The organism is Chroococcidiopsis sp. [FACHB-1243] (assembly GCF_014696895.1).
Classification (GTDB): Bacteria; Cyanobacteriota; Cyanobacteriia; order Cyanobacteriales; family Chroococcidiopsidaceae; genus Chroococcidiopsis.
Genome location: NZ_JACJQX010000009.1, coordinates 32,026 through 57,790, shown reverse-complemented (window position 1 = coordinate 57,790; position 25,765 = coordinate 32,026). Strand labels below are relative to the sequence as shown.

The following is a 25,765-nucleotide window of genomic DNA, read 5'->3' as shown; positions in this document are numbered from 1 at the left end:
AAAAGCTATTCCATCGAGCGTTACTTAGGTGAATCAACTGGCTGGTACGTCTTGCCGTCGTAGCAAAGATGAGTAACAAAAGGCTGAGGGAAGTTATTTTTATAAGAAGTCAAGCGCAAGCAAGGTAGGCGATGCTCTAAGCGATCGCTAACTTGTATAATTGGGGGAGCCTTCTGCGGTTGAAAATCGTTAACGTAGCCGTTGAATACCTGTATGAAGCGATCGTTGCGATCGTCTTTGACGTAACCGTAGAACAAGCATCCCGATACTCCACAACTGAGGTTAGTATCTCCTGGCAAGCGAGTGTTAATTAAATAAAGAGTTTTTGCGTTAGGCTTGCTAATTTGCATCACTCGCATCTGTCTTACATTTACGGGAGATTCTGGGGCAATATCGCTTGTATAATCGCGACTGACCCGTTCTATCAAAGCTGGAGTAGCACCCTGCAACTGTTCCCACTTCAAGATCTCGGTAGCATTTCCTACTACGGCATGGCAGCAGATCCAGATAATACTGGATATAAACACTAATTGAAGAAAAGTAGAACGAGTTACCATATTGTTCATCCTTTACTGCTACTGCGATCGATCGCGACTTTGAGAGGTATTATCTTTTGTAGGGGATGTGGCGCAGTTTTTGTTAGACTTTGCCAAAGCCTGACGATATCCCTTCACCAATTTCTGACCGTATTCCCTAATAGTGGGACCGCCAGTGTAGTCGCGCCCGCTTGAATTGCTGCAAGTCCCCGAATACCACATCTGCCCCAGACAAGCTACCAGTTCGTCGCCTGATTTTCCGCGCCGTAGCAGGCGGTTGATATTCTGTGTTTGAGCGGTGACGAATAAACGATCTTGTACTTGAGTTGAAAAATATTGATTGAGTTCGGCAGTGGATGGGTTATATCCTGCTTGAAGACGAGCATAGAAGTTGCTACCTCCTGGTTGGCTCGTAATTGCCGATCGAACATCACTGCGGTAAGTCATTAACTGGTAACGTCCCAACCCACGCCCGCAATTTCCCGCGCCATCACATCCCCACTGCCCGATGCTGTTGTAGTTGCCTTCAATGCTACTAGTCGCATCTGCCAGCGCTTGAAAATCGATTCCCCCTGGTCCTTGTCCGCAGAGAGAGGTGCTGCTAATTACTTCCGAAGTATTGGTTGTCCGCTGCGGTTTGTACTGTTGCCCGATCTCGTTTATTCGGGCTTGATATTTTGCGGGGATATTTACGTTGGGCTGAGAATTTGACGCTACAACTATAAGTCCTTTTTCGTGGATTGGAAACCAAGGAACGGGACCGATAAAATAAGGAGTGCAGGATTTACCTACGAAGGGAAGGTCGGCGCAAAAGTTGAAGTACAGTGCGAATTTAGCAGTTCCTTTTGTCTCGTCAACGCTCGTCAGCACTACTTTAAAAGGAACGCCTGGATATACTTTAATTCCCGTAGGTTCCCAACCCCCATTTACTTTCGCCAAAGGTCCATATCCACCTTTAACTTTTTGGGATAGACCCGAAACCCAACGCTTCCCATGCAAAGAACCATCGATGGAAAAAAGATCGACAATCTCTGCGTAACTACAAGGCTTTCCAGCCGTACAGGGTACGGGAACGGTTTTTCCTTTGCGATTGATGCTACCGCTGATATACAAGTCGGCAGGCACCGTAGGATCGCCATACTCGGCATTGGAATAAGCAACATCCATCCTACCGAAAGAAATGCCTCCGCTCAGGAAAGGTACGGGAAACTGACTGAAGGAAACGAGATTCAAGCCAGGGATATCGGTAATAAAAGATTGCTGCCAACCTGTAAAGTTACCGATAAACGCTTGGGACAAACCTGGAATAGACTGCAAGCTGTACTGAGATAAGTCTAATTTACCCAAAGACAAGTTGCCAAAAACTGGATTTTGTTGCAATATCTGGGAGATCGTGCCGTTGCCCAGTCCTCCCGATAGCTGTAATAAATCCTTCAAAGGTGCAACGCTGTCAATTGATAAGTTTGCCAATTGTGGAATCGCTTTGACTAAAGATAGGGGAGTTTGTAAATCTGCTATTCCAAAGTTATTTAAATTTATGTTTTTTAGCGCCAATCCCGTGAGGTCGGAAATATCATTCAAGCTGAATGCTTCGAGATGGAAAGCGTCTTTAAGATCGCCCAATTGCACGAGCGCGTCAACGGACGTACCAGCTTGCCAAACTCGCGAGGGGTTATATTTTAGAGTTTTTACTAAGTCTTGCGGAAAATCGACCCAACCCGACTGTGAGATCGCCGAAAACGAAGAAAACGTAACCTTAGACCAATCTGGGACGTATGTTTCCTCTTGTCCGTCAGTATATGTAATAGTTGGTAGCGTAGTACTAGTATCGACTTCTAAGTTTTGCGAGTACGCAGGTTCAGTTTCTAGACAAGCAAAAATTAGCAAGAAACTTGCAGTCCAAATAATTAAATATAATAATAATTTATTAATTTTGAAATAACGCATATAAGCTTACATTTATGTAGAAAAAATAGATTTCTATTTGTTTTGTAATAGTAACGGTTGAGGCTTTAAACTGTCGGGATTGATAATTAAAGACGAATAACTAGAAGTTTTTTTCACTCCCACTGGTATGGGAATAAGTTTAAAAATATATTGTCTTAGTCCTCGATCGCCTTCCGTATAGACTTTTAACTGAGTGCTACCATCCGCACTGTGAGATTGGTTGGGAAATTCTAGCGGAGGATATATTTGCTTGATAAACACGACTTTTGCACCCGTGCTGGTACAGCTTTCCGCTACGGTGAGAGGGCATAGTACTCCGTCTACTCCACCATAAGTAAAACGAGAAGGATCGCCAGCCATAACTTGCTTTACCGTTTCGCCAGTTTTAGAAAAATTGATCGTAAAAAGATCCCCAGGGTAAATTTCTAATTCAATAATAGAACCATCAATTCCTTGCGCTCGGTCGGAGAAAACTTCGCGAGTTGGAAAAGCTGTAGCGGGATTGCCGTATAGTCCCAGTAAAGTAAGAGAGAGAAAAATCAAGCGTTTCATCGTTCGAGGGGGAATGATTGGTTGACGAAAATTTGGACGGAAGTACCTTGCTTCAACTGATAAACTGGAGCTTGCGATTGGTTATCCTGCCACGATTGTTGATTGCGATTTTGCATTTGAGAGACTAAAGACTGCGACGCTCCTTGACCAAAGCCAGCTAAATAATCTCGCCGATCTCGTTTGATTGTGGAGTTGTAAAAGTCTCCCGAACTGTACACGGATTCAGAAGTAGGAGAATTTATCAATCCTGCTACGTTAGAAGCACCAGCTAGTATGGGCATGAGTATGTCTCTTCCCAAATCTCTCCGCCTCCGTGCTTTAGCTTGCAACGGTTGACCATCTTTACTAAAAATCAAGATAGCTCCAGGAGGTAAGGGCTGCTCGACAGTGCGACCGTTAGCTTGTGACAGCTGAGATAGAACAGAAAGTTGTAACAGTCCGTTACCAGTCGCGCGATCGATTCTTGCAACGAGTTTCGTCCCTTGAGGAACCGCAACCGAACCATCGTTGGCTCGAAGTGGTTCCTTGAGTTGAATGAGAAATCTTTGGTCGGCATTTTGCAACTCGCCCGTCCAGGCGATCGCCGTCTCTAACTCTCCTTCGGCGTGCGTACCGACGATCAAACTACGATCGGTAACTGGGTAATTATTGCTCGACTGGTACGATGCCGAGGGGTTTTCGCTTTGCGATCTTCGCTCTTGTAAACCAAGCTGAATCGGAGGTTCGCCAGTTCCTCCACTCGGCTGGGATACTGATATATTCGCTTCGCTTGTATCAGATTCGTCGGAATCATCAACACTTGAAGCTTGCATTTGACTTGTATTTTCAGAAATACCTGTTACCGACGTACTGCCAATCTTGCCCAAAGTTGCAGCTTGGTTCCAAGCAAGGTAAGGATCGGGAGAAGGGGTAGCAACTGGAACGGGCGTAGCGGGCTGAGGTCTCGCAGGTTGAGAATGAGTAATTATTGGTCTGGGTGCTGGGACGTACATCACTTGGCGCACGGGTAAAGCTGTAATGGGGCGAGTGGAGGCAATTCGAGAGGGACGAGGGGAGGGAGGCGTAACGATGGGTTTGGGCTTAGCAAGCTGCACTCTCAAATTGGCGAGTTGCTGCTGTTGTTTGGCAAGAGCTAACTGCCTTTTTAATTTGGCATTTTCAACTGCAAGGTCTGATTCTTGTTGGGGAGGGGTATTTGTTGTAGCTGGTTGTTGTTGAGAAGTACCACCACTATTAGTATCGCCCTTAATAAAGCCCACCACTATTAGCATTGCCAGAAAGCTACCCGTACCAATTAACATCAGGCGGGGAAGAGGTTTATTACCAAAAGAACGCTGGCGTTTAACCTGAGCTGGCTTGATGCGATCGCCAGCATCTAAGAGGGGAACTTCTTCCTTAGACGCTGTAGCCACATCTGGCTCGTCGTGCTGATAGCCTACTTCTTCATCAATTTTGCTCTTGTCCATTTTATTCAGCTACGGAATCCCAAATACGAGCGCAATTATTAGCGAATTGAGGAACTCCGCACCTCCATTTAAGTTTGTAAACGAGTTTTGTTAACCTTGTTAAGGCTTAGTAGAATGACAGGGAATTTCTTCATTTGTAAATGTGAGAGTTTCTGCTAACCTCAAGCAGCATTAGGTATGTCCTCAATTAGGAAAATTTCTACCCCTGCCTTCCTTAAGTGATACGCGGCTTGTTGAAGGGGAGATAGTCCTTTTTCGAGCGGATAGCGGGGTGGGGGAATTGCTCTTAGTCGAATCCTTTTGTTGATCGGCATCGGTTCGCCGATTGGCTGACTTAAATTGAAAGCGATCAAGTGACCGATCGAGTCCACCGACCACTGACCCTGTCCGATCGGTTTGGGTGGCAAGAGTTGGTCGATTTGCAGTACCGTTTGCAGCTGGCAAACACCTCGGTCGGGACATTCAAAAATCTCTGGAGGGGTAATATCGGCAATTCCTTGCAGAAATTCCCGCCGAAAATCCTCGCTTAGAAGAAAAGCAGCATCCCACGTTGCAGTAGTAACTTTCTTACCTTTACCGATATTAATGCCTGGATCGATTTTGCCGTTGGGCAGCTTTCCCGACCAGTTGTAAGTGAGCGTTTCCCACTCCTGTGCTACGCGAGATACGACTCCTGGTTCTCGATAGTCTGCTGAAGCGGGGGCAACTTGAAGTACCTGCCCGTCAACCAATTGTACTAATGAAGGAGGAGGTTTGCGTGCCAAAGCGCTTAACTGCGTTCCCATATAAAAAACCATCAATAGAAGTAAGATCGCAATCGCCAGTACAGCAAGCTGAGTTAGTGGGATGAAGTTACTAGAGTGAAAACGGGGTCTATCAAAGGGAAGGCGGTGCATATTGACACTAGATTAAGATAGTTGCTATGGAAACTACAGAATTTGCCACGCTCGTCACCATACCTATTTGTTCGGCATAAGACTGGTTAGCTGCCTTGATCGCCACAAACGCTCCCCCAGTTGCCAGACCGAGGGCGATTGCTGGAGCGCCATAACCGAGCATGTAAGCGTACTGCAAAGTATTCATGGCTTGAGATTTAGCGTATACCAAAAGTAGAGCTGTTAACCCAATGGCAATATCGTAGTAGAGTAGTGCCAGAGTAAAAGAGCCAAAAATTACGAACCAATCAAAAACTAGCATTCTCTTTTCGGGCATCAACGAAATTGCCAATACAATTGGAAAAATGAGACCTGATAGCAGTTGACCCCCTTCCATTGAGTTGGTGAACATCCATGACTTGGCATAGAGTGAAGCTTCCATTCCCGATTGAGCAGCATAGCCTCCGGCAGCGTTGGCAACATCTTTTAGCGCGCTCAGAACAGTTCCAACTACAGTACTGTCCGGTGAAAGTACTCCCATCGGACTAGTATTATTGGTTGGTTTAAAAGCTCCTTTGCTCAAAACATCAGTTATTGTATTGGCAAAAGTTTTAAAAAATCTTGCTGCTCCTGGACAAAAGCCTCCGCAATACTGTTGCTCGTAAGTATTTTGTAATTCTTCGGCACGTTCTTTCAAATTATTGACGCACTCCGTTTGAGTAAGTTGTGGTGGACCGTATTCAATTGCAGGAGCAACCATCGGACGAGCGCTACACTGATTGAGTTCTTGAATCAATGCATCCCTAGCAGAAGCCGTTGCAATTGGATCGTAGATAACTTGTTTAATTTTAACTCCATTAACTTCCTGAGCTAAAAAACTAGAAATGCCGCGTTCGAGGATTCTGTGCAAGCCAAAAGTGACTTGAGCTGAATGATCGCCGTTAGGTATGAGCAAAAGCAGTACCATCATGGGACGAATTAAAAACATAAATTGCTCGATATCAAAGGTCTGTTTTAAATGCTGTAAAGCTCGATAAAATGAGTAGAGAAAGCAACATGCACCAATTACTCGTGCTACATAAGCTAGTTGTTGAAAAATTAAATTATTTTTTGGCAAAATAAGAATTTGCCAATTAAGATTCCAAGCTTGCGTAATAGCTTCTTGATTAGTTTTAGTATTATTCATCAAGTCGCTAAAAGTATCTAGTGCTAAATAATAAGTATCGAACATACGTTTTTTCACTCATCGTTACTGTATCGATCCAGTCCAGGAATCCATAAATTTTGAGAAGCAGCAATTTTGGAGTTAAGCGTCTGCTGCCGTTCTAGTTCACCAATGACCGACACTTGATCGAGCGTAGTACTGATATCATCTAACATTAAATTGGAAGCTGCCGCATGAGTTTGGATCGCCGTGAGTTGTGCTGAAGATTGTCCGGCTATTGCTGCTAGTGTTGTCTGCTGTACGGCAATATCTTTTAAAACATCCTGAGTAACGTTTCGCTTTAAGGCATGGCGAGCGGCAGTGTTAGATTGATCTATAGAATTGAGAACCGTTTTTTGCTGATTTGCAATTATTTCTTGTCCGCGTTTGCTGAAAACTCCTGAGATAACTCCCTCTACAACTTGCCGATCTATAGCGTTAGCTCCAACATTTGCCGTAATAACCTGGTTGGGCATCGACGCTTGCTGCATAATGGTAGAGCGCACTGCTAATGGGTTAGGGATACCCAAAATTCCCGTGATTCTGTCTACATCAGAGATAATTCCATCTAGATCGAAATCGATAATATCGCGATAAAAACCGGAAATTTCATCCCAATACTGCTCGATTTCATCAAGAAAATTACCCGCACGATCGAGATACTTACTAATTTGATCGACTGTCGATGATATATCAGATCCACCAATTTTTTTGGCTATCGGACTGATGCGATCTATTCCTCTATTAATGTTATCAGCATCTCTCGTAATCCCCGCACAAGCAATACCAGCAGAAAAAAAAAGCGCGGCTATACTCGTACCAATTAAGTACCATGTTTTTAGTCGTCGATCCATTTTTATAAGCATTGCATCCCCTTAGTTCGCAACCGAAGCTACTAGCTGACGTACAGGCTGAATTGAATCCATCGGCATTCCCGTAACTAGAGCGCGTTCGTACAGTTTGGCAAAGGCAAGTAGCCCCTCCAGCGGATCTTCATAAGCCGCCATAACTCTCGATCGCGCTGCCGACTCGTCAAGGTTATTTGCCATCAGAGCTAGCATTAATCTGTTAGAGCGATATAGGCACTCGATATGTGTCGTTCCGTCCAAATTGATCAGCCAGTTGGAAGTCAAGCTAATGGCAGAAGGTTTAGTTGAGCTAGATGCATAAGGAGCTACCAGCGATCGCTCGAATCCTAAAACATCTGACATTGATTGAATTGCAGTCCCTTTGATATGTCCGCACATGGAAGCCGTCAAGTTGTCGAATATTTGGGAAGCAACTGCCGTTTGTGCTAGAGAGTTTGGTTCTTGCCCGGATACGACGACGCTACATCCCCACTTACCACCATTGGCGCAGAACTGCCCGACGATCCGCATGATAGACGGAAAACCTGCTAGTATTGAAAGTTCGTCGAGAACGCAGACGCTAATAGGACTCTCCAAGGCTCGACGCAATAGAGCAGAGTAAGCTGCTAGCATCAAGACCTTAGCTTCTCGGTTGCTTGACAGGTTGCGGAAGGCAAATACTAGCCCGGTAACGTCGGAGCGAAAAGAGGTGGGACGACCGATCGCTCTACCTAACGAACTCTTAAGAATTCCCCTCAGCCGTGCCAGAATTCGTCCAGATGCTTCTCGTTGAATATCAGTAATTGTTGGATCGTTTGCTGCCAAGTATTCGGGCATCCACTTTTCGGCAAACTCTAGGTAATCGCACAATGTAGGCGTGTTCGCGTGTTCTGGCGTACCGTGTCCTGCTACATTTGCTGCTTTGTATCGCCGCATTATTTCTGGCTGAAGGTAGAAATCGTGAAGGGACGGCACTACTAAATCTCTAATATCCTGTTCGTCATCTGCGTCTGTAGTTACTAAAGTTACAATTGCGTCTACATGAAAATCGCGAATCTCTTGAGTCCGTTCTTCAGCTCTAGGAAGTCCGCTATAATCGGGAAACTCAAGTAGATTATTAGACGATACAAAAGTATCTACATAAAAGCACTTTTCACCGCTTTGTGCTAGTAAATTAATTGGATCGGAGAAAGTGGACGTGCCATCCGGTCGCGGGAAATCCAGAGCAATGAAAGGAATGTTAAGAATTAAGCACAGGATTAGAATTTCACCTAAAAATACGGACTTACCACCTCTGCTTGTAGCAAAAACAGCTAATCTTAAAACTTTGTACAAATCGAAATAAATTGGCGTACCGCCTTCTTTCGCTAGTAATTCGATTCCCCGTTGGTGAATCTTTTGAGTATTTAATAGTGGCAGAAGCGTAATCGCTTCATAGCTTGAATAAAGGTACTTATTGCTATAAAAATCGCTTGCAGGGCAGCTACAAGTAAATGGCAAAGATTGCAACCACCGCAGGTAAGCGAGTTCTGTTTCACAAATGGTTGTAGACTTAAAATAAGTAGCTGTTTTGCGTAGATCTTGTTCTAAGGTTTGAGGATTGGAACGATGGAGAAATACACCAGCTGCCACGCCTATCATGTTCTCTCCACGCTCAATTGCCTGCCGTGCCGCAATCGACCAAGCTGCTCTTTCATCGGCATTAACATCAACGGTTTTACTCTTGAGGGCTTTAATCGACAGCTCTTTGGCGTTACGAGTTTGTCGTTCGAGTTGGAATTTTCGCAGGTGTATATCGTCTATCCAAAAAGTAGCGACAAACCTATAATCTTGTGTCTTGGTCTGCGGCAACCACATATGACGGAGCTGATCTACGGCATTCGTATATTCTCCAAATTTGCCTAGTTCCAAATATCCCACGTATTTATCTTTAACGTATACCCACTCGCGTCCGGTATAGGGCGTGGCATCGCGCCCTCGCTCCCCGCTTAACAATACGGAAGCACACAGCAGCGCGTTGTTCTGCTCCACAGATATGCCTTTTTCGTTGAGAACGAGTAGTTGGGGAATAGCCGGAGCATCGCCGTAATGTAAAAAGTTCCAGTCCCTTTCCCAAAGCCCTTTTGCAGTGTCAATTCTACCGTTGAGTTTCATTAGTTCGTTAACGATCCCGTCCCATTGCAAATAGCCCTTCGTATATGCATGAGTCAGTGTCTCTTGCAAAAGCTGGCGATCGAGTTCCTCTTTCTGCCCTTTGAAAGTTTTAAAAAACTTTTTTAGAGAGGTTAGCGCTCTGCCAACTATATCCGTTACATCGGCATCTGTTTCTAATGGAGTATACGTGCAAGTGATTCTAATATCTTTGGGGTTTCGCAGCCCTTTTCGCTTTTGCTCTCCTGCTTTTTGTTGCTGAGCACGAATCAGAGCGTAGAGTAGATTGGATTTTCTACTGGCATATTCTTCTAGTTCGATTTGGCGAGCATCGTCGCTAGAGAATGACTCGCACTCCACGGTCATCCGCTCTCCAAAAGGCAAACCTTTCAGTCCGCTTTCCCAATTATTCAAAATAGTTTGAGCGTTTTCCTCAGTCAGCGTCGGGTGTTCGCCGTCAACTAAAAAATCAAAGGTAAATTTGAATCGATTCTTTCCTGCTTTCAACAATCGTAAACCTACTTGCCGTCCTTGTAAGTCAACCTGCACGTAACACAAGATGTTAAATGCATCTTCAGCCACGTAATACGATTCAGACGGTAGTCCAGGAGTAGTAACTTTTCGCCCTCCAAAACCAAAGGGTAGATTCATGGTGGAAGTTGCCTTAATTGGTAAAGGAACGTTCGACTGCCACTGGCAGGAAATGTTTTTGCGCCTCAGTTTTGGGGTGGGATGAAATTGAGAGAGAAATTTATTGGGGTAGCCACCTGATAGCAACCAAAAACTACCGCACATCCAAGCAACAATACCGATCGTCCACAACCAGTCCCAGTGGAGGTAGAACTTGCCTAAAACTCCAACTATTCCAAAGAAAATGAAGAAGGGCAACAGCTCTGACGGTAGCCCTGCTATTGTAGGATTTTTCCCAATTACAGGGTTTGCGGTAATTGGGTATCTAGAATGCCGCTCTGGTTTGTTAGCTTTATTACTTACCATCAGATACCCGTACCACCACCAGTAAACAACAATATGATTAACGGACAACCAGCAGCAAACGCCAAACACCACAAAAACGGACCCATTGCCGTGCCAACCTCAGATCCATCACGCATTCGAGTAATACCTTGAAAAAATGTAAATATAGTAATGCAAGCTAAAACAGCTCCAATCACTGCAAATATTTTGGTAATCGTACCTCCGCCATTAGCTCCAGCAGCATTGCTAAAGATTTGAGGTAAATTCCCGAAAATGCCTCCGCCTGCTTGATTTTGGTTTTGTCCAGGTGCATTTTGAGCTAGAACTGTGGATGACGGTATTAGCAATGCCATACCCAAACTCAGAACAGCAATGTAGTAATGCTGCATTTTCTGTTTCGGAACTTGCTTGCAGATAATTGCCACGCCGATCGCGATTACGGTCAGGAGAGTAAACGGTACGCTATTGAATACAAAGTCTGTTGCTACAACGTACAAAGTTAGTAGGAATGAAGTTTTGTAAGACTTTGATTTGAGTTGAGCCAAACGGCTGCGTATTTCTTCTCCGACACAACTTTTGTTTATTCTTTGAACTAACATAAGTACTTCCCATTTGCAGTTATTCGGATTCAAGTTTCAGTTCGGATAAGGTTGTAACTTGCATTACTTCTGAAGGGCTTTTCGCACTCGCACTACTTGCAATGCTATGCAGATTGCTCTGATATACGCAGGTATTTATGAGGAGACAACAATTTGATGATATCGAAGGCTACCTTCACATCTTCTTTCTCAAAGCTACCGTTGTCATTAAGTTCTCGCTCTACGCGATCTATCGATCGACCCATTATGTTTTCCAAGCCTGCTGCTTCAATCCGCAGCTCTTGTCGGCGCGATGCTAAGGCTTCAGCAAAGCTAAACTCATTCTTGCACCAGCCATCTAAGGTTTCTCGATTGATGCCGAGTTCTGCTGCTATTACTTCTTGAGTAACTCCAAGTAATAGTAAGTCAACTGCTTGTTGCTGCTGCCAGGTTAGCAAATTATATTTAGAACCCGTGCTAGTATTGCTTTTATCCATTGTCCATGTCATGATGATGTTACGCGAATATCAGTTAAGCGATCGCGGTGTGATTTGCAGACGCAAATTAAATAGCCGAAGAAGGAAGTGAGTGCGGTACTGTACTTTTTTACAGATCGGTTTTGCCTTTTTTTCAAACTACAAGGCTAACGATTGATTTAGTTAGCTGAGGTTACTACCAACTCAAGTGTAAGGTTGGAGTCGTAGTTTATGAAGGCAGTGAGAAGCTATATACCTTTTCGTATATATAAAGCTTATATTATTCAAAAGTATAGTCAATAGTAAAAGGTTGCCAGCAGATGAAGAAATATTAATTTAATTTTAAGCTCAGTAGTGCAGAAGTATTTACCTATTGCTTACTATCGAGTAGCAAAAAATAGCGCAACTTTCTTACAAAGTTGTTGTACTGTAGTTGGAAAGTTTAAGTAAATTCGATTGGGCAGTAGATATTTTGCTATCTTAGACTAAGACAACAGATTGTTAGTTTAGAGACAGCTGAAGTCAGTCCTGAAAATGTACTTGCTCTAACAAGTGCTTTGCATTTTTAGCTAAGAGTTGAGAGTACTTGACTAAGAGTTGAGAGTACTTGACGATCGACATTAAGATGTCTTTGTCCGCTGAGTTAGCTGAATTAAAAGTTGTTAGTTTCGTACATTGCGCGATCGCTGCTAGAATCTCTACAATTTGCTCGTAGGGCATACTTTCTATACTGGCAGCAAGAGGATTGCCTGAAGTGCTGTCATCGGCTAAACCAAACACAGTGAACGGTTCCACTATCTCTATGTCAAGCGTTTTTCTCGTCTCGCTCTCGGTAGCTAAATTGCCGCACAAATTTCTAAGCGATTGAGCAGAACTAGGATCTTCATTTAAAAATCCCGATATTATCTGCTCGCTACTGTTGTCTGTGGAAGCCGAGTCATTCAACTGAAGATTTGCTAATAGTTCGATAGATTCCAATTCAGGCTCTCTTACAACTTCGGCATCGACATCTACTGTCTGACTGTTGTTATCTATATCTACAGTCATTCGCTCCGTACTTGACATGAATTGCTTGTGTCGGTTGATAATTTCCTTAGCTATCTTGCTTTCAATAACTTCACCTTGACGAGCGCGGGCGATTGCCTCGTCACGCGCTCGATCGGGGACGGAATTACGAGCTAGAGCAAGGATAGCACTGGTGGTAATATTTAAATCGGTAATTTTTACTGTTTTGAACTGTCGGGCTACCTGCATGAATTTTCTAGCCGATGACTCGCTCCAATTAAATTCCGAATCGATCCATTTACAAAAACAGCCATGAGGGAGCGATTGTTTAACGTCTATCAAGCTCTGCCCGATTTGAAACATATTGTCGGCACTTTGACGCAACAGAGATTTTATTTCGCGGGCGTGTTCTTGGGCTAGCAAGCGAGTTCTGCTGTCCAAGGCTGCATAGTCAAATTTGTGACAAGCATACAAACGATTCGAGAATTCGGAGCTTAAACATTCACAAGATACTTCGCGGGCAATCATAGTACTCCCCAAATTCATAAAGAAGTAAACAATTCGCGTTAATAAATTTTTTGTAGATTACATTCAAGTGATTGTGATCTACAAAGTTTCTTTCAAGATTAAACAGTAACATACTGCATAAGTCAATACAGAAAGCATGGTATAATGAGAGACAAACGTGACGATAGCCAGTGCAATTGTCCTCAAGCTTTTTTCGATCGACTATCTGCATTGATATGCAATCTGTAGCACTCGCCTCCTTCATCGTTCTAGTATTCACCAGTAAGGCTTAATCGAGTTGTTCTTATAGATCGGAAGTGAAGATCGCTTGCACTCTGCAAGCGGCTTTAGCTCTCCTATTTTCTAATTAAATAGTTTAGCGCGTATCCGCACATTTGCGTAAATGCGTTTACGTAAATGCGCATAAACGAAGAAAGTCGAATGAGCTATGGGATGATTAAGCTCGAATTATATTTTGAGCTATGGCTGACAAAGAGGAAATTAGAGGTTACATACCCGCAGAGCTAAGGCGAGTGATGAGAGCTGTAATCGCTCTACGAATGGATAAAGACTTGTCTATGGGTGACGTACTTGAAGAAGCAATCGGCGAATGGCTCGATAAGCCGGAAAATAGAGAGCTGATCGAAAGGCATCGGCTCAGGGATACGTCTCGTGAAGACACGTCCAGCTAAAAACTATACGCAGTATTAAAAAACATGTATATAACATTTACTATCTTGTATATAACAAAAATATTAATTAAACTAAAGTAAGCAAAGCGTTCGGCAGCAAAAATGATTACTTAAATAGATAGCACAACTTGCTATTGACGATCACTCGTGCAGTCTTATGTAAAGAAATAGCCAGTATAGAAAAATATGGATTTTGACACAGCTATAGAGTTGATCGACCGACAAGTCAAAGCTAAACTAGGTAGAAGCTTAGCAAAAAAAGAAAAAGATTTTTTAGCTGCTGCTTGGGACGGTCAAAGTTACGAGCAGATGGCAAAGACACTAGCACATAGTTCTGTATATATAAGAGCGGTGGTAGCTCGTCAAGTATGGGATTTATTAACCATTGTTATAACGGATGGGATAAAGGTTACCAAGTGGAATTTCAGATCGCTTTTAGAAAAAAAGTTAGAAATACTTACAGATCGGCAACCAGAAACGTTAGAGCGAGGTATATCAAGTTCACCTATCGAGATAGTCAGACAACCCCCTTGCATAAATTGTTTTCAAGGTCGTAGTCGAGAACTGACAGAATTAGCAGAATTAACGAGTAAAAACCGATGCATAGTCATTTATGGAGAAGCGGGTATTGGCAAAAGTGCCTTAGTAGTTAAATTAATCGAGAATTTTATCAATGGTACTCAGCTATGCCGATTTAATTACGTGTTTTGGAAAGCAGTACAGTACGGTCCGCAATTAGACGATTTATTAGACGAGCTACTTAGTTCAAATTACGCAAAACTTTCTAGTAATACAAAGGAGCAAGACATACAAGCAAAAACTTCGAGCTTAATAAAAGTTTTAAGAGAAAATCGCTACCTCATAGTCTTGGACGAAATAGATGGATGGTTGGAGGATTGCCTTAAAACTTCGAGTAATCGAGAAGAAATTGCTGTAGAGTACAGTAATTTTTTTAGAAGACTTATAGAAGAAGAACATTCTAGTTGTATTATTCTAACAAGTAGACAGCCTTTAAAAAACATAGTAAAGTTACAGCGTTCGGGAAGACCGTGCCATTCGTTGAAACTTGATGGATTAGATTTAGAGGCAGCAAAAGGAATGCTTCGAGCTGCGAAACTAGCTGACGAATGTAAGTGGGAACAAATGCTCGAACCTTATTTGGGAAACCCTAGTGTTGTTAAGCTAGTTTCAGAAAAAATTATTAAGTTTTTTGATGGCAGCGTTGCAAAATTTCTCAGTTACAAATCAGAATTAATTTCTGAAATTTATAAGGAGGTTTTAAGGCAGCAGTATCGTCCCGAACGATTATCTGCTTTAGAAAAGCAAATTATCGTGTATTTAACAGAAAAAGTGGTAGACGATAATATCTCAGTCGGCTTCGATCGGTTATTCGCTGATTTGAAAGCCAAGTCCAAAAACGATGTTTCACTTTCAGACTTAATGACAGCTGTGGAAAACTTAGATAACTGTTCGTTAATTATAATTAGTAAAGATAAAAAAACAAAAGAACTGTTATTTGCGCTACCACCCCTATTTAAAACGTACTTACTGAAACAAGATAAGCTGCAATCGTTAAATCAATTAGAACCAATATCCGATCGGTATACAAATTTCGACCGGAGCGAATTTGTCGTGTGAAATATTGTATTAATCCTTGGTGTCGTCAGCGGTTGAATTTAGATGAAGCTCAATTGTGTCATTCTTGCGGCACTCAATTACTTATTAACGGACAATTTCGTTTATTAGAACCATTGCGATCGCTAGACGATAGCGATCGCGTAGAAATATTTGAAGTTGTAGACGAGAAAGGAACTTGGTTAGACCCGCCAGGAACTCATAAAGTTATGAAGGTACTGAACTCTAGCAACTCCAAGCTAGTTGAGTTATTAGAGCGAGAGGCTAGCGTGTTACAACTAATTGACAATCCTGGTATTCCTAGAGTTGATATAGATGAGTTTTTTGACTTTCAACCAAATGGAAACTCTCCGTTACTGCGTTGCCTCGTCATGGAAAAAATTCCAGGGCTTAATTTAGCTGACTGGATAGAGTTGAATGGTAAAATTTCTCAAACTCAAGCTATCAATTGGCTCGATCAAATAGTAAAAATTTTAGAACAGCTACACGGACAAGGTTTTTTTCATCGAGACATCAAACCATCAAATATCATTCTTACTCCCGAAAATAAGCTAGTTTTAATCGACTTCGGTGCGGTACGCGATACAACTAATACTTATTTAGCAAAAATAAGTAGAGATGTAAATCATATTATGGGAGCTAGTAAGTTTTACGATGTAACGGTTATTCGTACCGCTGGCTACACGCCTATAGAGCAGATAAACGGAAAAGCCGTACCGCAGTCAGATTTTTTTGCGCTTGGAAGGACTTTCGTTCATTTACTAACAGGTATCTCCGTACTCGATCTACCTCAAAATTCTAAAACGGGTCAATTAATCTGGAGAAATAAAGCACCGCAAATTGACCGACCTCTGGCAAACTTGATTGACGATTTAATGGCTCATCTTCCAGGCAATCGTCCGCAAAATGCTAGGATTGTCTTACAAAGGATCGGGAAAATACCATTTGAATCGAAAATAGCGCGACTGAAACGATCGAAAGTATTGATACCTATTATTGCTAGTTTAATTGGAATAGGATTTTTGCCTTTACATCAAGTAGTTAGTTGGGCAATTTCTAATTATTACTTCAATCAAGCTTATCGCCATCAAAATCATCCTGTTGCTGCAAAAAGTTTCTACCAGTTAGCAATAAAGTTCAACTCAAAAGATGTAGATGCTCGTAACAATCTAGCACTAGTTTGCCAACAGTTGCAAGATAAAAGTTGCGTGCTAGACAATTATCAAAAAAGTTTTGAACTCGCTCCCGATAATTGGGAAGGGCGTTTTGGGCTAGGAAGTTATTACGACGAGCTAGGAGAATATGCTTCAGCAGAAAAGCAGTATCGCCTTGCTATTACAAATAGTAACGGTCGCGCCAAACAAGCTATCAATAATTTATCAAGATTAAAAATTCTTCAAAAACACTATGACGAAGCTATAGATTTAGTCCGAACGGGACTAAACGATAGTAACGGTAACGAAATTCAAGCTACTTTGTATAAAAATATTGGCTGGGCTGAACTCGAACGGAAACAGTACGCGGTGGCTGAGCAATACTTGCAAAGATCGCTAGAACTCAACTCGCAAAGAGCAGATGCTTACTGTCTGCTAGCACGGTTGGCAGAAGCAACTGCCCGAGATCCCCGTGCAAATTGGGAAGCCTGTCTTTTGCTGAATTCGAGATTGCCGGAGGTACAAGTGTGGCGACAGAAATTTCTCGATAGGATTTGGCAAAATAAGTCTTTACTGAGAAAATATAGATAACTAATGCATTGTCGATTTTAATTGCAGTATCTACATAAGTGAAAATAAGACTTGTTGAAATAACTTTGCTACTCATTTTCACAAACGGAGTAGCTTGGGGTACTTCCCCTTCAGTGCGAGAGAGAAACAGCCTCGCCCAAATCAATTGCAGTCCTATTGGTAGAATTATGAACGATGGCGATCGCTACTGGAAAGCTGGCAGCTTGCTCTGCAAAGGAGATCGGCTCGAACCAGTCAAAGGGAAATCCGTGCAAGTACTGTGCTATCTTACTAGGCAAGTTTTGTACTTAAAAGTAGGTGTGGCTTCGGAGTTAGAGCAGAAATGCGCGTTACCAGCCACAACACCTATGCCTTGTTCTATCGAAAACCGTAGCAACTGCCTGCAACCCAAAGGTCCGATAGCCGCTAGTGGAGTTCCTAGCGTAATTAGCCCCTATGGAAGCGAGATCGCCACTGTTCGTCCCCTATTAGCTTGGCATCCTGTTGCTGGAGCAACTAGTTATACAGTGAGAGTAGAAGGTAGGGGCGTTGCTTGGGAAAAGAGCATCGATGCAGCTACCCTGAGACTGACTTATCCTACGGACAAACCACAACTTATATTTGGTAATGCCTATAAGATTACTGCGATCGCCAACAAAGGTAAAGCTCCCTTCAAAGCTGATTCTTCAGTTGTGAATGTTCTGCCTGAAAACACGATTAAACGGGTATTTGATGTAGTTAGAAAAATTGAAAGTTTAAACTTACCTTCAGACGAAGCCGCACTGTTGGACTTAGACGCGATTTATATGTCGGAAAACCTACTCGACGAGAGTATCAAAGCATTAGAGAAGGTAAGCAAGACGACTTCTAATCCTTCAGTAAAACGTATGTTGGGCGATCGCTACCTAGAGGCAGGTTTAATACGAGAAGCGATCTATAGCTATGAAACTACTCTCGAACTAGCCAATAAAAAAAAGGATCGAGAGGAATTATCTAAAGCTAAAAAAGGAATTGAAACAGCTATTTTTTACAGCCAACTTCCTAAAAGTAGGAAGCCCGACCAATAAAAAGGATGACGATAGTTAGGATCTTTAATTAAACTCAGTTGTGCTTGTTGTAGAGCTTCAGCTTTTGGCTTTCCCAGTTTTAAATTCCTATAAAACTCTCCCATCAGTCGAGCGGTAGATTTTGCATCTACAAACCATAAAGTAGCTAGAGTGCTTCGCGCTCCCGATTGAACTGATACTCCAGCTAACCCTAAAACCGAGCGCCGATCTCCCTTTGCTGTTTGGCAAGCACTAAGGACTAGCAATTCTAGAGCGTCCGACTGATTTTGCAAGCGGCTTTGTACTATTTTGCCTACTTCCTGGAGATCGATCGCTCGATCCCAAGCCAATAATAGCGTTCGATCCGGATCTGAGCTGAACTGCCCGTGAGTAGTTAAGTGGACGATAGGAAAATTTGAAGTACTGACTTTTTGTTGCAACCGCTCGGTAGTAAACTGTTGATTGAGTAGCTCTACTACTTGTACGCTTGCTTTTATCTTAGTGATTTCACTAACTACTTCTGGTAACGAAGAGAAATTTTCTATAGTATCTATCTCTCGATAACTCGGACTCTTTTCTGAGACACCTGCTACGATTGCTTTCAAGTTATTTGTAGCTATCATTTGCGGTTTTTGCAACTGCAATCCCAGCGTATTTGATATACTGTACTTCTCAATTAAGTATTTTTTTCCATCATAAAGCAGCGCCATTGGCACGTTCTGGAAAGAACTATCTAAAGCAAATACTAAAGTTTTTGCTTTAGATAAATGTTTTTCAATAGGAGATATTAATAATTGATATAGCTCTTGAGAATAGAGAGTGACGCTCTTTTCATTTATATAAGGTTTTGTATAGGGTAGTTTATTTTGTTGAAGATTTAATATTAAATTATCTACGTTAGCCTTCACAGACTTTGAATCAATAGTATAAGCATGGAAAGTTCGATCTGGAGTATTGACGATCGCTTCCACTCGTTCGTCTAAATCGATGATATAAATATATGCTGTTGAGGAGCGAGTAGAATTTTCGTCAACTGGATCGCGCTCTATTTTTGCACATTGCAGAAAATTTTCTATCTCTACTGTTTGTTTTTTACTATTAATCTGAATTATTTCTTGAAGATCTGGACTTGGAGAAGATAGTAATAGCTTAATATAAGTTTTATAAATAGGTTCAATTTCTTCTCTAAATAAAAATTGATTGTCTAAGCTATTTAAAGTTGAATTGCTTCTCAATCGATCTAAACTAGCGATCGCGGCTTTGTAGTATTTTATAGCATTGGGTAAATCTCCTACACGATTGTAAAACATTCCTAACTGTTGTTGTATTTGGTAAGTAATATCCCACGCTTGGACGGACTGAGCCGAGCGCAAAGCCGCTACTAAATGGGTTCTCGATTTCTCTGGTTTATCTAATATTTCTGTTATTTCTCCTAATGCTTTTAAAGCATAAGATTTAGCTCTAATATTATTAATATCTTCCGCTATTTGCAATGCAGTTTTAGCGAGTGTCTCAGCTTGAAGTCGCAAGTCTATTTTTTCCTTTAAGAGTGCTGTATTTAAATTTGCTATTCGATCGACCTCGATCAGGCTGTTGGCAAGATTTAATCTCGCATAAATTGAATCGATAACTGGCAGAGAATCAAATGAAGCTACTAATAGTTGTCCGATTGATGGGAGGATGAACGGCTGAGTTTCCTGCTGTAGCTTTTGCAAGGTTGAAGCATCTATATTGGGTGCATTTAGAGCATAGTATCGATTGATGTCAAGCAGTAAACTCAAGTAATTTAACCTAGCCTGCAAGACGAGATTTGCGGCGGCGGACTCGTTAGCTATTTTTTGATAGTTTGCTAATGCTTGCCTGAGCTTTGAATCTGCTGTTTGTAAAGCTAGTCCTTTAGCTACAGGTTCTTCTATGAGCTGGTATTTGTTGAGTGCTTGTATGTAAAGGGCGCGTTCTGTATTTGCTAGGCTTAACAATACATCATCGTTCTCTTTTTGGCGAGAAAAAGAACTTTTATACGCTTGCTGCAAAACAATCTCCGATTCGCGCAGTTTGCCGATACTTCTAAGAACGTTGCCCATGCTGCGTAAGCCGATGATATTTAAAGAAGATGAGGGCTGTTTTTGTCCGAATTGGATTGGTCTTTCTTCCTGCTGCCGAAGTGAAGTGTTACTCTGACACAACCAAGGTTCCAATTCTAAGGCTTCCACGAGAGTTGTGCAAGCACGGGGATAAAGCCCCAACGTTTGAAGGGCTAAGCTTTGATTGATAGAGCTGCCAATCGCCCCTTCTTCATTTTTCGACTGTAGGTATAACTTGCTGGCGGCTTGCCAAGACTGAAGCGCGGCAGCAGCTTCCCCGCGCTCTAGTTGAACGTGTCCTGCTTGGGTGAGGGCTTGAGCTTGGGCATTAGCGCTAGTTTGGCTACTAGCGCGATCGCTAGATAAATAAATGACAATTGGTATGCCGATGCCGAGAATAGCGTATTTTAGAAAGGACGGTAGCGCGCGGAGAAGTACAAGCCATTGTCTTGCCATGAATTCGATTCCGATCCGGTTTCCACGTCAACGAGGGGGATACCCCAGTCGAGGCGAAAGTCGAGGCGATCGCCTATCTGATACTGCAAACCCAGCCCTACAGAAGCTAAAGTTCCTAGATCTGGATTTACTAGATTATCCCTCCGATCGCGGTTCCAAGCCGAACCAATGTCAAAAAAAGGAACGATTTGTAACCGATCGGTTTCGTTTTGCCATATTGCCCAACGCAATTCAGCTGAGAGCAGCACTCCGTTATCGCTAATTAATGTATCCTGCCTGTAGCCGCGCACGGTCGTAGCTCCCCCCAAACCAATTTGCTCTAATGAAACTAAAGGTCGATCTGCCAGCTGTAAGTCCCCTTTTAATACTAAAGTTAAATCTTCAGTAAGCTTTCGCAACCACAAGGCTTGTCCTCGCCAAGCAATGAAGCGACCGTCTGGCGGAGAGCCATTGATAGTGGCGTTGAGAGCGTCGATACCTACACTAAACTGAGATTTGGCAAGGAAAACGTTTCTGTTGCTACGACTCGACCACTCTTGAAACAGCCTGATAGCCGATATGCGCGTCCGTCCTCGTTCGTCCGCCCCGTTGGAAAGGGGAAACGGAGTATCTAGCAACGAGGTTTTAGCTTCCTGCTGGGAAACCGCAAGACCTACTGCTAATTCTCTAGTCGCCTCTGCACTGGCTTGGCGCAGCAAAGGCTGTCGGAAAGACAGTTCGTAAGATTGCGCGTCAGAAATAATGTCTAGCTGAGTGAAGGGGCGCTCGATGATCTTACTGGAAACGTCCGTGTAGGAAAACTGTAGAGTTCCATTTTGCGAATTTAGCGGTAGAGCATAGCTAGCCTCGATCGCGTTGCTACCATCCGTATTTCTATATTTTATACTCAACTCGTCGCCCAAGCCTAGCAAATTAGCGTGTCCGAGCCGGATTTGGCGCTGAAAGCTACCAACGGCTGGCGATCGCTCGTTGTTAAGGATAGTTTCTACCTGAAATGGCTGCTTTTCTTTAACTGTTACGTCTAAAGTTGCCAAATCGATCTGCGATCCCGCATTTAGCTGAGCTGAAATCCCATCTAAAAGCGGATCTGCTTGTAAGAGCCTCAAAGCTTCGACCAATCGATTGACGTTGAGAACGGGAGAAGTTGCACGTTTCAGGCGTGAAAGTACGTACTTTCGCAGGCGAGTGCTACCCCGAACGTCGATCGCCTCCATTTTTCCTTCTATAACCTGAATAGTGACTATTCCTCGATTAGTTTGGACTGCTTGATTGTCTGCTACTGGAATGAATGCTCCAGAGTTTATATATCCAGCTTGAGTATACAGTTCGGTGATTGTAGAACGGGCTTGTAGTAGCTCGGAGAAAGTAAGTTTGCGCCCTAAGTAGGGAGAGAGCTTGGCTTCCAACTGTCGAGAACTAAAAACGGTATTTCCCTTGAAAATAAGTTTTTCTACTCTAATCGTACCAGCACCAATACTGTCTGTTTCTGGAGATTGGAAAAAAGGAGAAATATCAATAGGTGGTTCGTTGCTTGGAGGTTTTGGTAGGTCTTGAGGAAAAGGAGTAGAAGGTGCGGTGGGAATATTGCGGTTTGAGATTTTAGTTTGCGCTCGAAGCGACTGATTGGACAAGCACAAAAGTGTTAGAGAAAGAACTATTATTTTTAAGTCGAAAGGATATCTCACTGAAATAAAGCTTTGATTCAACGACTTTGAGTACGAATGCAAGCAGGAGAAGATAAAGAGCCATAGGGTACTATATCATCTGTTTCAGTGGTAAAGCTTACTGTTCCATTGTGGTTTTGCTTCCACCCTTGAGCTTCGACTATAGGAGTGGGATGAGAACTGGCTAGCTGCGCTATTTCGTTTGAACCTTGAGGGTAAGAGTTAGTATCGTGCCAACCCGAACTACTATTTAAAGAATTGCTGGGATCGGTTGGTGCGGCTTCAGTTCCTGCATCTACTAGTTCGCCAGCAGCCACGTCCGCTTGTCCTTGGCAGACAATAGCTAATTGTGGATTTTGCGGCGATTGTTCTGGTAACGCTGTTTCTATGAAATCAAATTCAGTAGTTTCAATTTTAACTAAACCATTGATACCGAATTGAGAGCTAGCTGAGAATATACTATCGGTGGAGCGGAACAATCCCTGAGTATTGATCTGGATGTTTCCGCCTCTCCCCGTAAAGGCGTTGGCGGTGATACTGCTGCGATTTAAAGCAGCAAGGGTGTCGGTGTCGATGATGATGTTACCGCCGTTGCCTCCACCGCCTGCTAGTCCAGCAGTGGCAGAAATACTGCTGCCGTCGCGCAGTTGAAGGTTGCGGGAATTTAAGAAGATGTCTCCGCCTTCTTTAGAAGCGGTAGCAGATGTGATGCTACCTTTGTCTAGATCGATCGAATTGGCGTTAAGGCGAACGATGCCAGCATTACCCGTGCCGTCGTTCCGAACGCTGATTAGTCCTCCTCGATCAATATTTAATGTTTGGGTATTAATGATTATATCTCCAGCTTGACCAGACAGGCTTTTGGGAACGTTAAGTCTTTGTTGAACTATTTCGTCTGGAAAAGTAACGGAAGAGCTGATGGTGCTAGGAACAGACGAATCAGCACTTAAACTACTCACATTTATAGAATCAGAAGCATTAATATTTATTGTTCCTGCATTACCACTGGCAATAGAAGAAGTACTAATTGATGCTCCGTCTATGACTTTCAATCTTGCTGTGTTAACTGTTACACTACCAGCATTGCCAGTATTGAAAGCAATAGATGCTACTCCGCTAGCCGTACCTGCCCTTGAGGTTATAGAAACACTTCTAGAGTTTCTACCAGATAGCTCTACAAGGTTTGTATTTAAAGTAATGTCTCCTCCATTTCCTCGTCCCAGTGTTGAAGATGATAATATTCCTCCATCGGCAGCTTTCAACTGATTTGCCAATACTTGAATATTGCCTGCATTGCCTGAGCTATAAGTAAAAGAAGCGATTCCACTATTGCGATTAGGATTAATTTTCGATATTCCTAATATCTGTACAGAATTTGTTGCTTTTACATCTACGTTGCCTGCTCTAGCAGTATTATAAGCAATGGTACCTATTTGTCCTCCATCTTGAAGTGTCAAGTTCTTAGTAAAAATTGAGATATCCGAACCATTAGCTGAGCTTAGCGTTTCAGTGCGTAACCCACTAGCAATATTTCTATGTGATGAAGTTCCATCTAGAACAAGCGAGTCCAGCGCATTTACTTTCATGCTTCCAGATGGTTGCTCTCCTTGGTTTTGAATCAGAAGTAGCGAACCGTCTGCAAGCATCACATTAGCCCCAGAGACTTGTATAGAACTATTACCAATCCCACTAGCATCAACTAAAGCACGATTGGAAAGACGGATATCTTTAAAATTAGATACCCCTTGGTTGTTTAACAGCCAGCCAGAATCATCAGGACTAAGAGCAACAAAACCAGACCCAACACTAGTTAATTCAACCCGCCCTCCTTCTGCGGTTGTCGTACCGCCTTCGATGTCAATCCCTCCACCAATTAGTGCAAGTGTTTTTCTCGGTTGTACTCGAAGTCCGGTTAAACTATCACCTCTTGAAAGAGGCTTACCCATTGAATTTGAAGTAACTTGACTACCTATGCCTCGAACTTGAATTGCTCCCGTTGATTTACTACCAAAATTTAAGCCAATCGGCACATCTACTGTTAATAAAGGTGCCGATTGGGGTAGCACTGCACTAAACTCGATTCCATCAGCAAATTTAATACTGCTGGCAGTACTACCTATAAAAGAACCACCAAGATTCAACCGAGCATTAGATCCGAAAATAATTCCATTGGGATTGAGCAAGAACAGGTTGGCAGTACCATTAGCTTGAATTAATCCATCAATATTAGAAATCGAGCCACCCGTAACTCTGGTTAGGATATTTTGAATGTCAGTAACGTTATTGAACCGAGCGGTACTGCCAGTGGGAACAGAAAATTTTTCAAAACTATGGAATAGATTTGTGCCAGCTTGCGTTCCACCTGTAATAGTACTAGTATTCTCTTGTGAATCAATCTTTGAATTATTGGGCAAACTAGTATCTGGAACAATTTGTGCTAATGCTGGTAAACTAAATAGCAGATTAAAAAAAATGCCACTAGCTCCGAAGCATAATTGGTAAAGTTCAAGCTTATTCATTCGTCTAATGAGTATGTATGAGATTCAATCCTCTCAGGAAGAGCTTGAGCTATTATTCGGCTACTCCAACTTTTTTGAAGTAGTCTTTACCCAAAAACAAAGAATACAATTCTTTAATTTGTTCCGGCTCAGACTTAGTTTTAACAAAGCTATCTCTGCCGAACATAGAGTCTACCCATTGATCTAGATATGGCAAGTTTCTATCTTTAAGCTCAAAGTTTTTCCAGGCAGACAATGCTACTATTTGGCGCTCGAAAAAAGGAAGATAAGTTAGGTCTACTAAAGATACTTTTTCTCCCAGAAAGTATGTACCGCGAGCTTCACCAATAGTTTTATCCAAAAAGCTTAGTTCTTCAATCAATTGCGTTTGTAGCTGGTCATCTTTTACCGGATTGTCTTGTCTTTTATGAGAAAGATAACTATATGTCAGTTTAACAAACTTTGCATCGCAACGAAGAATAAGGGCTCTTACCCTTGCACGAGCCGCACTTTCGGCTGGCATGAGTGTAGCTTCACGACTATCAAATACTTCACATAAGTATTCATTAACTACTGAAGATTCGTAGACAATTGTTTCTCCATGCTTAATGGTTGGTACTGTACCATTAGGATTTATTGATAAGTACCACTCAGTTTTATTGTCTTTACCTAATACTATCTCAACTGGCTCAAAGTCTATTCCTAACTCTAGTAATGTCATCCAGCTTCGCTGAGCGTAAGGACAATTGCGGTTGAAGTAAAAATGTAAAATTGAGGTTTGTGGCATTACAAAGATACGTACAACTTCTCTAAATGATTGTAAAGCGCGATTGCCTCTCTACCAAT

The 25,765-nt window shown here is 42.5% G+C and carries 18 protein-coding genes; 3 read left to right on the top strand and 15 right to left on the bottom strand.

The features are described 5' to 3' along the window. Positions 1-20: 20 nt before the first annotated feature. The 11 genes from H6G17_RS08755 to H6G17_RS08705 form a co-directional block, all read right to left on the bottom strand. Positions 21-557: a hypothetical protein gene (locus tag H6G17_RS08755; protein ID WP_106216663.1), complete on the bottom strand. Its 537-nt coding sequence runs from the start codon at positions 555-557 to the stop codon at positions 21-23. A gap of 18 nt (positions 558-575) precedes the next feature. Then, entirely contained in the window at positions 576-2,483 is a 1,908-nt protein-coding gene (locus H6G17_RS08750) for a hypothetical protein (RefSeq protein ID WP_192156217.1), read from the bottom strand. 33 nt (positions 2,484-2,516) lie between these two features. After that, positions 2,517-3,035, bottom strand: coding sequence for a hypothetical protein (locus H6G17_RS08745; protein ID WP_192156215.1), 519 nt, complete (start codon positions 3,033-3,035; stop codon positions 2,517-2,519). After that, positions 3,032-4,501: a TrbI/VirB10 family protein gene (locus H6G17_RS08740; RefSeq protein ID WP_192156213.1), complete on the bottom strand. Its 1,470-nt coding sequence runs from the start codon at positions 4,499-4,501 to the stop codon at positions 3,032-3,034. The genes H6G17_RS08745 and H6G17_RS08740 overlap by 4 nt, the downstream gene beginning before the upstream one ends. Before the next feature lie 161 nt (positions 4,502-4,662). After that, positions 4,663-5,397 carry a hypothetical protein gene (locus H6G17_RS08735; RefSeq protein ID WP_192156211.1) on the bottom strand — a complete coding sequence of 245 codons (735 nt, stop codon included), beginning with the start codon at positions 5,395-5,397 and terminating at the stop codon, positions 4,663-4,665. 7 nt (positions 5,398-5,404) lie between these two features. Continuing rightward, a complete protein-coding gene (locus H6G17_RS08730; protein ID WP_192156209.1) occupies positions 5,405-6,607 on the bottom strand; it encodes a hypothetical protein in 1,203 nt (400 codons plus the stop codon). A gap of 8 nt (positions 6,608-6,615) precedes the next feature. Beyond that, complete coding sequence (locus tag H6G17_RS08725) at positions 6,616-7,434, bottom strand: hypothetical protein (protein ID WP_192156207.1); 819 nt, start codon at positions 7,432-7,434, stop codon at positions 6,616-6,618. Between the two features lie 21 nt (positions 7,435-7,455). Next, positions 7,456-10,575, bottom strand: coding sequence for a hypothetical protein (locus H6G17_RS08720; protein ID WP_192156205.1), 3,120 nt, complete (start codon positions 10,573-10,575; stop codon positions 7,456-7,458). Next, positions 10,575-11,153: a hypothetical protein gene (locus H6G17_RS08715; RefSeq protein WP_192156203.1), complete on the bottom strand. Its 579-nt coding sequence runs from the start codon at positions 11,151-11,153 to the stop codon at positions 10,575-10,577. The genes H6G17_RS08720 and H6G17_RS08715 overlap by 1 nt, the downstream gene beginning before the upstream one ends. A gap of 104 nt (positions 11,154-11,257) precedes the next feature. Further along, entirely contained in the window at positions 11,258-11,641 is a 384-nt protein-coding gene (locus tag H6G17_RS08710; RefSeq protein ID WP_192156201.1) for a helix-turn-helix domain-containing protein, read from the bottom strand. A 489-nt stretch (positions 11,642-12,130) separates the two neighbouring features. Next, the gene (locus tag H6G17_RS08705) at positions 12,131-13,141 is read right to left on the bottom strand and encodes a DUF3102 domain-containing protein (RefSeq protein ID WP_192156199.1); all 1,011 of its coding nucleotides are present in this window, start codon (positions 13,139-13,141) and stop codon (positions 12,131-12,133) included. Positions 13,142-13,998: 857 nt separating this feature from the next. Between H6G17_RS08705 and H6G17_RS08700 the strand changes: the two genes are divergently transcribed. The 3 genes from H6G17_RS08700 (at position 13,999) to H6G17_RS08690 (ending at position 18,238) form a co-directional block, all read left to right on the top strand. Next, complete coding sequence (locus H6G17_RS08700; RefSeq protein WP_192156197.1) at positions 13,999-15,450, top strand: ATP-binding protein; 1,452 nt, start codon at positions 13,999-14,001, stop codon at positions 15,448-15,450. Beyond that, a complete protein-coding gene (locus H6G17_RS08695; RefSeq protein WP_192156195.1) occupies positions 15,447-17,192 on the top strand; it encodes an AarF/UbiB family protein in 1,746 nt (581 codons plus the stop codon). Before H6G17_RS08700 ends, H6G17_RS08695 begins: the two co-directional genes overlap by 4 nt. Before the next feature lie 65 nt (positions 17,193-17,257). Then, positions 17,258-18,238, top strand: a complete 981-nt coding sequence (locus H6G17_RS08690; protein WP_192156193.1) for a hypothetical protein — start codon at positions 17,258-17,260, stop codon at positions 18,236-18,238. Here the strand turns inward: H6G17_RS08690 and H6G17_RS08685 are convergent. The 4 genes from H6G17_RS08685 to H6G17_RS08670 form a co-directional block, all read right to left on the bottom strand. After that, on the bottom strand, positions 18,199-20,757 hold the full coding sequence (locus H6G17_RS08685; protein WP_192156191.1) for a CHAT domain-containing protein: 2,559 nt from the start codon (positions 20,755-20,757) through the stop codon (positions 18,199-18,201). The two genes, H6G17_RS08690 and H6G17_RS08685, sit on opposite strands and share 40 nt — an antisense overlap. After that, on the bottom strand, positions 20,709-22,388 hold the full coding sequence (locus H6G17_RS08680; RefSeq protein ID WP_192156189.1) for a ShlB/FhaC/HecB family hemolysin secretion/activation protein: 1,680 nt from the start codon (positions 22,386-22,388) through the stop codon (positions 20,709-20,711). The genes H6G17_RS08685 and H6G17_RS08680 overlap by 49 nt, the downstream gene beginning before the upstream one ends. 71 nt (positions 22,389-22,459) lie before the next feature. Next, positions 22,460-24,940: a filamentous hemagglutinin N-terminal domain-containing protein gene (locus H6G17_RS08675; RefSeq protein WP_192156187.1), complete on the bottom strand. Its 2,481-nt coding sequence runs from the start codon at positions 24,938-24,940 to the stop codon at positions 22,460-22,462. Positions 24,941-24,992: 52 nt separating this feature from the next. Further along, positions 24,993-25,706 (bottom strand): glutathione S-transferase family protein, encoded by a 714-nt coding sequence (locus tag H6G17_RS08670; protein WP_192156185.1) that lies wholly within the window; start codon positions 25,704-25,706, stop codon positions 24,993-24,995. Positions 25,707-25,765: the final 59 nt, after the last annotated feature.